The sequence below is a fragment of the Gemmatimonadaceae bacterium genome (assembly GCA_035633115.1).
GTDB lineage: Bacteria > Gemmatimonadota > Gemmatimonadetes > Gemmatimonadales > Gemmatimonadaceae > UBA4720.
In genome coordinates this window covers 196,765-209,750 of record DASQFN010000047.1, presented here as the reverse complement: position 1 = coordinate 209,750, position 12,986 = coordinate 196,765, and the positions used below count along the sequence as shown (strand labels likewise).

Sequence of the window (12,986 nt, the reverse complement as noted above, 5' to 3'; positions counted from 1 at the left end):
CCGCAGGCCGATCGCGAGGGTAATTATTAGCGGCGGTCAGCCTGAGGCAAGCTCGCGTTAAACTAGCGGCCCCGCCGCAGCCCGGCAAACCTCCTCCCAAACAACCACTGATGAGCATTTCCTGTCATTCAGCCAGGACGGCGGCAGTTCACCGAGCGAGATGGCTGCGAGGGTTGCATTGCGCTGCGGTGGCGCTACTCGCGGCACAGCTGATCAGCCCAATACGCTCGTCCGCGCAGACCAGCGTCGGCGGGCGAAGCGAAGTGTTCGCCGGAAGCGAGCTCGAGACCTATCTCCGCAATCTTCAGACGGTCGGGAAATCAGAGAGCTATCCGTGGAGCATTAGAAGCTTCTCGCTCGCCGAAGTTGACCGGCTGGCAGCGACGGACAGCGAACACCCCTGGGGCCAACGGTACGACCTCAATCGAAAGCCTGAATCGACTGGGTTTCAATGGGACTACGTTCGCCCCCGCGTTTCATTCTATCTCAACAACGCGTTTGCGTACGGGGGAAACGACGGAGCGGTGTGGCAGGGCAAGGGACTCACCACTTCGTTCCAGGCGGGGCTCTCGGCGCGGTGGGGACCTTTTTCGGCCATTCTCGCGCCGGTCGCATTCCGCGCGGAGAACCAGTCGTTTCCATTATTCAGAAATGGACTGGGCGGGCGACTCATCTTTGCTGACGGCCAGTATCCACTGCTTCTCGATCGTCCGCAGCGATACGGGACGCTACCCTACTCTCGCGTCGACCCCGGCCAGAGCACAATCCGGTTCGACTGGTTCGGAGTCGCAGCTGGAATCTCGACCGCAAACCAGTGGTGGGGGCCAACCGACACGTATCCCTACATTCTCGGAAACAATGCGGCGGGCTTCCCTCATTTTTTTGTTGGCACCTCGCGGCCGGCCAATCTCTGGCTGGCCCGGCTGCACACGCGAGTGGTGTATGGGGAGCTCGAGCAGTCGGAATACTCGTCAGTAGGCGGGCCCGAGTACTTCCGGAGCTTCTCCGAGCCCGGTAGACGAAGATTCATGGCGGGTATCGTCGCGAGCCTTCAGCCTAGAGGGGCGCCGGGACTAGAGGTCGGCGGCGCGAGGTTCTTTCATGCGGCTCGGGACTCATCGGGCTTTGGCTCACATGTGCTTGGTTTGCCGTTTGAGAATCTCTTCAAGGTTCAAACCAGTGACGACGACCCGGACGACATTACGAATCTCAGAGACAACCAGCTCGCGTCGATCTTCATCCGGTGGGCGCCTCCCGGGAGCGGCTTCGACGTTTACGGCGAGTACGGTCGCGAAGACTATGCCGGAGATGAGCGCGACCTGGTGCTCGAGCCCGACCACGCAGGCACCGTCAATATCGGATTCCGCAAGACCTGGCTCTCCCCCCGCGTGATGAAGGTGTTGCGTGCGGAAGTGTTCAACTATCAATCGCCGGCCGGTGCTCGAACGCGTGAGCAGGCACGGGTGTATCTCCACGGTGTTCTGCGCCAGGGGCATACAAACCGGGGGCAATTGCTCGGCGCTGACGTCGCCCCGGGTAGTGGGGGAGCGCAAACATTGGCGTTTGATCGCTTCACGCCAGCCGGACGAATGACGGCGTTCGTGTCACGCATGGTGACACATCAGGCTCTCACGCAGTATCGGTCGGGACCCGTCGAGTCGAGCGCCGTCGCGGCGATCAACTCGATCGGAGTCGAAACGAACTGGTTTTTTGGGTCCGTCGACGTGATGGCACGCGCCGCAATTGCCGTTGACCTGGACCGTAACTTCCTCGCCGATCGAACCAACGGGAATTTCGTGCTCGCAATCCGGCAGAATTTCTAGCGCGTCAATTCGCCGCGCTTACCTGTCGTTGCAGAAACCCGATGGCTATGATCTGGTCTGGCCCTTCAACAGGCGCCCGAAAGGCGCCCACGGACGCGCGAGGTCTCCGAACGCTTTCCTCTTGAGCGCAGAATATTCCGTGTACGCGCTCGTGCCAGCCTCGCGCGTCTCAGCGGCCCGCTCACGCACGAATGCCAGTACGATCCCGACAAAAAGTCCGGCGATAAGTCCCAGCAGCGTTCTGCGTAGGGCAATCGGCCGTTCCGAGGAGCGACGCGCTTCCGGCTCATCGATTATTAGAACTGTCGGTAAATCCCTGATCTCCTCGACCTTAGCCTGCTCGAACGACTGCGCCACAGCGGTATAGATCTGCTGGCGCATCCGAACAGCGCGCTGTAAGCGTTCGAATTCCATCCGGAGCACCGGAGAGCTGCTGTAGTCCCGATTCATCTGAAGGAACGTGCTCAAATTGCTTTCCGCTTGCCTCAGCGCTACGCTGACGTCGGACAGTCTTTTTTCAACGAATTCCCGCTCGGCGACAGCCCGCTTCCGGCGCAGCGTCAGGTTGTAAGCGTCCAGCTCAGTAAGGATGTTCTGCAGAATCTGCTGCGCCAGCAGTGGCCGTTCCGCCCGCACCCGAACAAGGATGACTCCCGTCCGCGGAATTGGTGTTACGGCGATGCGAGAGGTGAGCTCCTCCTGGGCTCGCGACGCTGCGAGGTCGGGATTCTTCTCGTCGATACCGAAGAACGATGCGAGTGGCTTCTCGCTCCCTCTCGGTGAGCTCTTATATGGCTTTCGGGAAACCGGCCCGAGAATGACGCCGGATGTCACCAGGTCTCCGTAGAACACGAGGGACTGGTTTTCATCCAGGGATCCCATAGTGAGTCCCAGCTGTGTGGCGACGGCTGACAGCTGCGACGGCGCGCGCGCTCCTCGCACGGTGAAGGAGGAATACGCGTGGAACATTCTGGGAGAGGTCAACGCGCTTGCGCCAAGAATCACCCCACCCACGAGAGCGCACACGGCGATGACACGCCGATGCCGGAGCAGAACGTTCAGAAACCCGAGGAGCGATGTCTCCTCGCGCGGACCATTCGTGTATTGGCGCCGACGCCGGGTTGTCGACGCGCCCTCGATCACACCCTTTTGCGCTGCATGTCGAGCCACCTGATCCCGGCCGTCAGCCGCGCTAGTGGGCATGCATCGGCCGGATCCGCTCGACTGACAGATAAAGGGCGGCCAGAAGTATTGTCCCCGCCGCAATCGCGATCAGGAAAAACGACGGCAGCAGCCACGCAACAATCGCCAGACCGGCGAGCACTAGATTGATCCCGAGGATCATCGAGCTCACCTGCGCATGACTTCTTCCAGCCTGTACCATGCGCTGATATGCGTGGCTGTGGTGCGCCTGGTACCAGCGTTCGCCGTTGCCGATTCGACGGAAAAGCGTGACAGTCGCATCGAACACGAACGCGCCAAGGAGAAGGACCCAGATGAGCACAGGTACGGCGCCCGCGTTCTCGGAGGCGATCGATAGAACGGCGAAGAGGTAACCGAGAGTGCCGCTACCGACGTCACCCATGAACAGCTTGGCCGGCGCCCAGTTGAGCGGCAGGAAGCCAAGATTTGCCGCCGCTATCAGCAGCGAGATCAGAGCCAGCCCGGGGTGGCCCATCGCCGCGAGCATGAGACCGGCAATCGTTCCGGTAGTGATTGCCTCGCCGGCTGCAAGCCCGTCGATGCCGTCAATGAAGTTGTACAGGTTGATCGCCCACAATATGCCGAGGAGACCGAGGATCGTCCCCACGAAGCCAAGCTCGACGCCGGCAACGCCGACGCTGAGCCTCGGCATGCCGTGAAGCCAATACATGGCCCACACTGCCGCCGCGACCTGGACCGCAAACCGGATGCGCGCCGCGACATCGCGGTGATCATCGATCCATCCGACTGTGGCAATCATCGTCCCGCCACCCGCCAGCGCCAGCGTCAAGTCAAGAGGAATCCAGCGCATGATGCCGGCTACGACCACTCCGCCCAGCACCGTGATGACGATAGCGAGACCTCCCCCACGAGGTGTGGGAGACGAGTGAGAGCTACGCTCGTTGGGAATGTCCACCAGTTTGTCGAGCGCGTACAATCGCACCCTGCTTGCCAGCAGCCAGCTCAACAAGGCGGCAGCTGCAATGAAGATCGCGCCCTTCAGAACCATGCTGAGAGTTCCTCGGCGTTCAGCACGCGCCGGTGGCCAAACGAAGTTTCCTGATGCTGGTCCCCAGAGTCTGGGACAAGGTCATCTCCCGAATCTGGAAATGTCTAATGAATGGAACGGCCCATGAGAATGCGAAATCGTAGGTAAGATGGAGCGCCGTAATTCGCAAGTGCAAGACCCGATTGTTCGCGCCCGGCGAGGCAGGCCGCGAACAGTCAAACCCCGCGCTCGATCACGTCGCAGACTCGCTCACACGCGGCGACCTTGCCCCCATCGCGTGCAATTAGCTCCCTGGCACGCCGGCCTTTGGCCTGCAGCTCTGCCGGAGGGGTCCGCAGGATTTCGCGAAGCAGCCGCTCGGCGCCATCCACGTCGCCGTGGCGAACGTGCCAGCCGATGTCGTTGCTACTCAGAATGTCAGCGATGTGATTCTCGGCCGGACCAACCAGGAGAATAGGCCTAGCTACCGCCATTGCACCATACACCTTGCTGGGATGCACGATTCCCTTCACCTCGTCGCCAACTGTCACTACGTGCACGTCGGCAGCGGCGAGCGAATGCTCCAGGTTCTGCCGAGGTTGATAAGGCAGTGAGCGGATATTGGGGCAGTTCGCATCCTCAACTTCCTTTTTGCCGACTCCCCCGCCTACGAAGAGCAACACAAGCCGCGGCTCGTCGCAGAGACGCTTCCCGGCTTCGATAATCGTAGTAATCGGGTTGGAAGGTCCGTGATTGCCGCTGTACATGACAACGAGTTTCCCAGCGAGCCCGTGTTCCGCTCTGAATGGGCTCTCCTCCGGAGAAACGACGTCGGCTGGATCCTCAGCTGGCCACGGAGGAAGAACTGCGAGCTTTGCTGAAACATCCACCTTGGAGTTTATCCGCTCAGCCATGAAACGATCGAGGACTATCACATCCTGAGCGCGGCGCAGAACCAGGCGATTCAGGAAGTCGAACCCGCGAGCCGCCAGGGACCGCCGGCCAAGCACGCCAAGAGCGACCATCTGGTCGGGGTTCACATCCATGACCCAGTATTTCACCGGAGCTCGGTGCAGCAGACCGAGCACCGTCGCTCCCCACGACCCCATTGGCGGCGAAGTGCTCACCACGATCGCGTCGATTCCCCTCGTAAACGCAGCACGCAGTATTACCTGGGCAACAAAAAGACCGCCACCGAGGAGCCGCACCGGTATCGATCTCTTCCCGAATGACGATAGCGGAACGCGCCTGATTTCGACGCCCTCCCGCGTCTCGCGGCGTGCATACGCAGCAGAGGGATCGTCGTAGCCATGATCCGCTGTGTACACGATGACGCGGTGGCCACGCCGAACAAGCTCCTTCGCCACGTCTTCGAGGTGCTGGCCAATGGCTGCGGGGTCGGGCGGATAAACCTGAGAGATGACGAGGAAGTTGCGGCGGGTGCGCATTACAACTGCGATATTAGGTGACGCCGTTGCGACCGCAACAGAAACGTTCACTGACGTTCGAGGTCCAGAAAAGGAGTGAAGCCGGTTGGCGATTCTGAATGTCGCGTGACGGTAGGCTGATGCTGGAGATCCTCGTCCTTGCCGCCGCATGGCTCCTCCTCTCTCTCGTTTTCTGCGGAGTCGGGGCGCTGGTGCGCCGCGCGTTTCGCTCGCGCGTCGTGGACGAAAGCGACGTGTTTTTCGATTGGTGGATCGGCTGGGGGTTGGTGATAATATTCCTCCTCGGCTGGCACCTCGCGATGCCGGTTAATGCCTGGGCGTTCGTGCCTATAACGATCGTGGGGCTCGCTGGTGCATCGGTTGCACTGAAAGACTGGAAGCGCGCAGTCCAACCGTCGCTTCGCAATCCAGTAGCCCTGTCGTCGCTCGTCGCGCTTGCATGGCTCACGGTTGCCGCTATGGCAGTGGGCCCCGACCGGCAATATGACACGGGGTTGTACCATCTGCAGAGCGTTCGCTGGGCTCAAGCCTACCCGGTAGTGCCGGGACTGGCGAACGTCGACGGGCGGTTCGGAACGAACAGCTCCTTCTTCCTTTTCGCTGCGCTCACCGACGCCGTGAGAATCCATGGCACCACGCTGCGCCTTGCAGCGGGCCTCATGTTTTTGCCAGTGATCGTTCAGGGAATTCTGAGAGTGCATGCGGCAGTGACGGGCAGGCAGAAAATGGGTCCCGTTGGATGGTTCCAGACGATGATGGTCCCGGTAACGCTTTGGCAGGCGCGACAGTATGCATCGTCGATGTCGCCGGATGGCGTCGTATTCCTACTCACTGTGGTGGTGTCGGCGGAGTTGTTGCGACTTCTTGGTACCGAGCGCAGAGCGTCCGATGAAAACCTATCGGAATCGGACTGGGATTACCGCGTTTTCGAGATAATCCTGCTGATGGCCATTGCAGTAACCGTGAAAGTGAGCCTTGCGATTTTCGCGGTCGGAGCCGTCGCGCTGGCACTGTGGAATTGGTGGACGCCGCGGGCTGCAAGCTCTCCTTCCGTCGCACACGGGAGCAGCGCTCGGGGGCGGCGGCTCGCTCGCATGATCCTGCCGGCAATCCTTGCTGGCGTTCTATGGATCGCACATGGTGTCATGCTGAGCGGGTACATCGCCTACCCATCGGCCATCGGATACCTTCCCGTGGACTGGAGAACTCCGGCCTCGATCATTCGTTCAGACGCCGACTGGATTTTCGCCTGGGCCAGGAGTCCCGGAATGGATCCGCGCGAAGTCCTCGCAAACCAGGATTGGGTTCAGAGATGGCTCGCTGCGACCGCTCGCGATCGCGACGTCGTGGGGGCAGCGTTTGCTCTCGCGCTCGGAGTCGCGTTGGCTTTCGCCAACCGACGACGGCGAAGACGCCTGACGAATCCCGCTGCGGCACGTGCTTACATCTTCCTGCTGCCGTCCGTGCTTTTCCTGGCGTTCTGGCTCTTCACGGCGCCGGCCGTTCGTTTTGCAATTGGCCCATTGTGGGTGGTTGCAATTGGGGTGCTCGCGCTTTCCGTTGCTGCGTCGGGGGATGAGCGGCTAAACGAGGTTCGCCTGCGCAAACTCGTGCCTGCCGGCCTCGGAGTAATGCTCGCGACGGCATGCGCGGTCGCGCTCAGCGAACCCGTGCGGCGCCCGTCACGACGTCTTGTCAAGCCAATCACGACGCTGTCGGGCTTGAGCGTCTATTTGCCCGTCTCCGGAGACCGATGCGGTGATGCTCCCCTCCCCTGCAGCAGCAAACCGCCCGACGAGCGGCTCGAGCTCAGGGATCGCGGCACGCTGGCGAAGGGCTTCCGAATAGCTAGGTAACCGGCGCCGCTCTCGAAAAGAAATTACCGACTGCATCGACCACGACCTTCAATTGAAGAAGGTCCATGCACGACGCACCACCGGGCTGCACGCACCTTTTTTGAACGCATGGACGACACGAAAACGGCTCAGCGATAACGTATTGCGCATGTGCTCCCCATGGCGTCCAGAGCTCCGGGAGCTGAGGCCCGAACAGCGTCAGCGTCGGCGTACCGATACCGGCCGAGAGATGTCCAACAAACGAGTCCACGGCGACGACCAGATCGGCGGATGCAACGAGCGAAGCGAGCTGCTCGATACTCCCGCTCCATTCCTCTTCCTCATCGAGGACTGAAGGTCTCCTCCCTGGCTCTCTGATGAAGACGCAATGAAGGCCCATGTTGCGGAGAATCGCGGCGAGCTGCTTCCATTTCTCGGGGCTCCATTCTCTCAGCCGCCCCGCCACTCCGGGCGAAAGGAGGACGGTCGGAGGCGCAGCTGGATCCTTCGGCGGCGCGCCCCGAACCTCGATCCATGGCCACTTCGGCTCGGTTCTGGGAAGACCAAGAGAGTCCTGAAGCTTCCAGAACCAGTCTCTCCGCGCGACGAATATGTGATTCGGCAACCGGCCCCAAAGCCGCCCCCACTTCCCGAGAGAAAGGCTGGACAACGTTCTCCGGCCGGCGAGCGTGGCGACGGCTATATGCCGCAGATCGCCGCGGGGATCGGCAAGAAGCGACTCTTCGGCGAGTGAGCGAAGACCCATTGCGGCGCGGGGGAGTCCCTTGAGCGTATAAAATGGCCGCTTGTACCAGCGACGATCGTCCCACGGCACTGCGAGCTCGATAAGGCGCACGCCGATGCTCTCGAAGAACGGAAACTCCCTCGCGATTCCGCCCACCACGACCGAGATGGGCAGACTCGGTGCCTGTTCCCTGAGGGCAGCCAGCATTGCCCCGAGATAGATCAGGTCGCCGAGGCAGAAGGAGTCGTGGATCACGACGGCCTGCGGCAATCCGCGGCGTCCCTGCCCGTTGTCCTGCGTCACTGCGACTTGTTTATCGAGTAGCAAATGGCTCACTTTGTCCTTGTCGCGCGGGTCTGTTTCCCCCTAAGCAAAATAGATGCAGCGTCACCATTTGGATACAATTCGCGCTCAACTCTTGAACGCATTCGACATCGGAGAAAACCACTGACGGACACCACGAAAATCCTCGTTACGGGCGGCGCGGGTTTCATTGGTCGTGGCGTCACGGCACGGCTCCATTCAACTGGACGATGGGTTCGCTGGCTCGACAACCTGGATCCACAGGTTCATGATGCTGACGCCGCCGCAAAACCTGATTATTGCCGGCCGCCAAACGAAATGATTCTCGGCGACGTTCGTGCGCGGGAAGACTGGAAAAAGGCATTGGACGGCATCGACGCCGTGATACACCTCGCTGCCCAGACCGGTACCGCCCAGTCGATGTACCGAGTCGCCGACTACACGGATGTAAACGTCGGCGGAACTGCACTGCTCTGGGAGATTCTGGCGAACGAGAAGACGACGGTGAAACGTGTGGTGGTCGCCTCGTCCCGGGCAGTTTACGGGGAAGGTGCATACCGTTGTGTGGCCCGATGCGGGCTGGTGTCGCCCGAGCCGCGTTCAAAGCCGCAGCTCGAATCCGGACATTGGGAGCCGCGCTGTCCCGTCTGCGGCGAAGAGGCGTGGCCAGTCGCAACGACCGAATGGAGCGTCGCCCAGCCCGCATCGATATACGGGTGTACAAAGCTGGCTCAGGAAAGCATCTCGCTGACAATGGGACGTGCCTTGGGCATCGCGACGACGGTTCTACGTCTTCAGAACGTCTACGGGCCGGGCCAGTCGCTTCGGAACCCGTACACGGGGATCATCTCGATCTTCAGCAACCAGATGCGCCAGAATCTCCCCGTCAACATCTATGAGGACGGCAACGAGACACGCGACTTCGTTTACATCGACGACGTCGCCGAGATACTTGCATCGTCACTGAGTCTAAAGAGCTCTCCGGTGCTGATGAACGTCGGCAGCGGATATCCCACGAAACTGATCGACCTTGCGCAGATACTCCGAGATACGTGGAGAAGCACCAGCGAGATGGCAGTCTCTGGCGACTATCGAATCGGCGATATCCGCCACAACTGGGCGGACCTCGACCTTCTGCGGAAGTACTTCCCCGACTGGGACACAACTCCGCTGAAGGCTGGCCTGGAAAAGTTCGCCGAATGGGCGAAGACGCTACCTGAGTTCGTCGATCGCTCCCAGATCGCGGCGGATGAGCTCGCGTCAAGGAATCTCGGATATCAGCGGACTCTCGCATCGCGGTGACGACAACGTCAATGGGTGCGGTCGATCTATCCGTCATCATCGCGAGCTACAACACGAAGGACCTTCTTCGTGATTGCCTGAGATCGATTTACGACACCACGAAAGAAATCAGTTTCGAGGTGATTGTCGTGGACGATTGCTCGACTGACGGCAGCGTCGAGATGGTGAACGAGCTGTTTCGTGAGACTCGCGTGATTCGCAACACCACCAACCTTCGCTACGCAAAGGTGAACAACGCCGGACTCCGGGCCGCCCAGGGGCGGTACGGATTGCTCCTCAATAGCGACGTGATAGTTCGACCGGGCGCGTTTCAGACCCTGGTGCGATTCATGGATCAGCACCCGGATGCGGCTGCGGCCGGACCCAAGCTCGTAAACCCCGACGGCTCTGTGCAGCACTGTATTCGGAGCTTTGCAAGACCGCTTGCGATGGCCTTCCAGTCACTGAGCCTGCATAGGATCTGGCCCGGCAACCCGATCACCGATGTCTATTACAACACCAGGTTCGACTACAGTCGAGTGCAGACCGTCGAGAGCATCGGGACTACGAGCTTCATCATCCGCCGCAGCACCTGGGAGACTTACGGCATGCTCGACGAGAGATTGACCCTCGCGTTCGTCGATCTGGCGTACTGCCACATGCTGGGACAGCACAAGCAGAACATCTATTATGTGCCCGACGCGGTCGTGCTTCACTACAGCGGAAAGAGCATAAACAAGGATGGGCTGAGAGAGATCCGCCTGATGCATCGGGAGCTGCGGAAGTTCTACGACTACTACATTGCGAGCCAGCACAATCCCCTGTCCCGAACGCTTATTCGCGCCGGCATCTGGCTGCGCGAAAAGTTCAAGTTGCTCGAGTACGAGCTCAGCGGCGACAAGCGAGTATTCAGCACTCCAGGTGTCTCTGCGACAGATCGTTCCGCGAATCGCTGATCAGAAAGTGGCTGACATTCAGCCGGGCGACTTCCTGCAGTGAAGACGTGTCTAGTTACGGGGGCGGGCGGCTTCATCGGGCGCGTACTCTGTTCGCGCCTCGAGGAAATGGGCGTCGGGGTTTACCGCCTTTCGCGAAAAGCGTCCGGACCTGATGCGATCTCGGCCGACCTCGGCAGGGATCCCATCGTTGGACTGAATGACGTTCGGCCGGACGTCGTGTTCCACCTTGCCGCCCGCGTTCACATTGTAGACGACGGTCATGATGCAGACGCGGAGCACACGCGCGTAACGGTCGAGGGTACGCGGGACCTTCTCCGCGCCGCTGCCAACGCGGGGGCCGGTGTCTTCGTCTTTTTCAGCACCTGCGCCGTGATGCCGGAGGGCTCCGCATCCGCGATCGATGAGACCAGTCCCCCAGATCCAACGACGCCCTACGGCCGCGCCAAGCTGCATGCCGAGGACCTGGTGCTGAAAATGAACGGCCTGGAAGGGATGAGGACCGTTTGCATTCGACTTCCCATGGTGTACGGCCCGGGTCACAAAGGCCATCTGGCACGCATGATCAGGGCGATCGATCGAGGAGTCTTCCCCCCGCTCCCTGATTACGCGGGCAAGCGCAGTCTCATCCATGTCGAAGATGCGGCGCGCGCCGCGATTCTGGTCGCCGAAAGGCCGGAAGCGGCCGGCAAGGTCTACATTGTCGCCGAGCCTCACGCGTATTCCTCGCGCGAGATTTATCAGATCATTCTTCGGGCTCTTGGACGGCGGCCGCCCAGATGGCATGTGCCGCGGGCTCTGCTTGCCTCTAGTGCGGTGGCCGCGGATTTCGGCGAACGGGTCACACGGCGCAAGCTGCCGTTCAACTCGGCGGCGCTGTCCAAGCTGTCCCGAAACGCTGTCTACAGCGCGGCGAAGATCGAGCGCGAGCTGGGCTTCACGACCGAGCGAACCTTTGAAACCGCTGCTCGCGACCTGGTCGCAAGGAACGCAGCTCGATAGTCGTCTCGGGTGCGATTCGATCGCATCAGACGTTCAGTGGTGCCGGATGTCCCGAGGTACCCGAGTCCGGCAGCGTTCGCAGGGGTACACGCGAAGATCTGCCGGCCCACGTAAGCTTCGATAGGAAGTGCATTGTGTAATAGGTCGCACAGATAGCGACAAACGTGTAGAAAATCCCCGCGAAATCCCCGCGATTGAAGTCCACCACCATTGCATAAGAGATGAAATAGAGGCTCGGATGCGTATCCGCGTGACGGACAAGCTTGACTATCATGAGGGAGAGAATCGCAAATACCGCGAACGGCCCTACCCACCCGAAATTGATGAACGCCTCGGTGACCGGCGTATAAGCGTAGCCCATCATGGCGGTGTAACCGAACGTGTCGCGCAGGAATTCCAGAGAGAGACTCTCCGGCTTTCCGGACCAGACCTTCCGCGGAATGAAAAGCGCCGGCGCCAGGATATATGTCCAGCCCCAGCGCAACGGACGCTCCACTGTCGAATAGTGCATCAATGTTTGAATCGGGACGACGAACTCGTTGCTCTCCAGCAGCAACTGCACCGAGCTCCTGGCCAGCAGACTCGGGTACTGGATGATCTGACGCACCAGAGCAATCAGCAGGAAGAACGCGAACGCCGCGGAACCCAGAACGACAGTGCCGGCGCGGATTACGGACTGCCTGCGTGTGGCGATGAGAGCTGCGATGAACACCAGGAGCGGCAGGAAGTCGCGACGGTTGCCGAATGACAATTGGATCAGCACGAACGCCGTAACCACGACAACCACGATCGCGCGTCTCCGGGGGGTGAGATTTGTCCATCCTGCAAACATGAACATCGCCGCCCCGTTCATCGCGAACTGACAAACTATCCAGAGCTGCGTACCGAGAAACTGGAGTTGCGTACGGTCTATGTTGAGTGCGAGGCGCAAGCCTCTGTAGTACGCATACGCGATCATGAAACCAAACACGGAGACAAGGGTCGCCAGATTCGCCGTAGTGGGGCGGATCCTCGCGAAGGCCGAGGGGGGCACGTCGCGCCAGGGCATTTTGTACCACCACTGCACGACGTTGAAGCCCAACAAGGCTGTCCCGTAGAGAAATGCAGCTCCCGTGATGCCTGGATTGTGATGGTTGTCAAAAGCGGCGATCAGGGGAAGCGTGCCGCCGTAAAGGAAAACAAAGATGGCGAACAGGAGCCTGATATCCTGAAAGATCCAATCGCCGTCAATCAGCCGGATCAAAGCAAACGAGAGCGCGGCCTGTCCAACAAAAAAAAGCGTCGCGCCGGTCGTCGACTCGCCCAGAGTCGCCTGAACGATCGCCGTCAGGCTGGCACACAACGCCACGCCAAGAAGTATTCCTGCGGACGTTGGGAATCTCGGGGCGCGTTCCCGGTTCAC

10 protein-coding genes are annotated in these 12,986 nt (G+C 60.5%); 5 read left to right on the top strand and 5 right to left on the bottom strand.

Features of this window, described 5'->3' with window-relative positions:
* The first annotated feature begins 188 nt into the window (after positions 1–188).
* Positions 189–1,823 carry a hypothetical protein gene (locus tag VES88_05500; GenBank protein HYN80938.1) on the top strand — a complete coding sequence of 545 codons (1,635 nt, stop codon included), beginning with the start codon at positions 189–191 and terminating at the stop codon, positions 1,821–1,823.
* 45 nt (positions 1,824–1,868) lie between these two features.
* Here VES88_05500 and VES88_05495 read toward each other — a convergent pair whose 3' ends face one another.
* The 3 genes from VES88_05495 to VES88_05485 all read right to left on the bottom strand — a co-directional run bounded on the left by VES88_05495 (position 1,869) and on the right by VES88_05485 (position 5,462).
* Positions 1,869–3,026: a GNVR domain-containing protein gene (locus VES88_05495; GenBank protein ID HYN80937.1), complete on the bottom strand. Its 1,158-nt coding sequence runs from the start codon at positions 3,024–3,026 to the stop codon at positions 1,869–1,871.
* A complete protein-coding gene (locus tag VES88_05490; GenBank protein HYN80936.1) occupies positions 3,016–4,035 on the bottom strand; it encodes a glycosyltransferase family 4 protein in 1,020 nt (339 codons plus the stop codon). Before VES88_05490 ends, VES88_05495 begins: the two co-directional genes overlap by 11 nt.
* Positions 4,036–4,250: 215 nt before the next feature.
* Positions 4,251–5,462, bottom strand: coding sequence for a glycosyltransferase family 4 protein (locus VES88_05485; protein HYN80935.1), 1,212 nt, complete (start codon positions 5,460–5,462; stop codon positions 4,251–4,253).
* Positions 5,463–5,581: 119 nt separating this feature from the next.
* Between VES88_05485 and VES88_05480 the strand changes: the two genes are divergently transcribed.
* Positions 5,582–7,318 carry a hypothetical protein gene (locus tag VES88_05480; GenBank protein HYN80934.1) on the top strand — a complete coding sequence of 579 codons (1,737 nt, stop codon included), beginning with the start codon at positions 5,582–5,584 and terminating at the stop codon, positions 7,316–7,318.
* Here VES88_05480 and VES88_05475 read toward each other — a convergent pair.
* Positions 7,311–8,345, bottom strand: a complete 1,035-nt coding sequence (locus VES88_05475) for a glycosyltransferase family 9 protein (GenBank protein HYN80933.1) — start codon at positions 8,343–8,345, stop codon at positions 7,311–7,313. The genes VES88_05480 and VES88_05475 overlap by 8 nt on opposite strands.
* Positions 8,346–8,369: 24 nt before the next feature.
* Between VES88_05475 and VES88_05470 the strand changes: the two genes are divergently transcribed.
* From VES88_05470 to VES88_05460, 3 genes are read left to right on the top strand one after another with little or no spacing between them, the layout of a single operon-like run.
* Complete coding sequence (locus VES88_05470; GenBank protein ID HYN80932.1) at positions 8,370–9,647, top strand: NAD-dependent epimerase/dehydratase family protein; 1,278 nt, start codon at positions 8,370–8,372, stop codon at positions 9,645–9,647.
* The gene (locus VES88_05465) at positions 9,644–10,582 is read left to right on the top strand and encodes a glycosyltransferase family 2 protein (GenBank protein HYN80931.1); all 939 of its coding nucleotides are present in this window, start codon (positions 9,644–9,646) and stop codon (positions 10,580–10,582) included. Before VES88_05470 ends, VES88_05465 begins: the two co-directional genes overlap by 4 nt.
* 39 nt (positions 10,583–10,621) lie before the next feature.
* Positions 10,622–11,584 (top strand): NAD-dependent epimerase/dehydratase family protein, encoded by a 963-nt coding sequence (locus VES88_05460; GenBank protein ID HYN80930.1) that lies wholly within the window; start codon positions 10,622–10,624, stop codon positions 11,582–11,584.
* Between the two features lie 25 nt (positions 11,585–11,609).
* Here the strand turns inward: VES88_05460 and VES88_05455 are convergent, their stop codons facing one another.
* Positions 11,610–12,986, bottom strand: a complete 1,377-nt coding sequence (locus tag VES88_05455) for a hypothetical protein (GenBank protein HYN80929.1) — start codon at positions 12,984–12,986, stop codon at positions 11,610–11,612.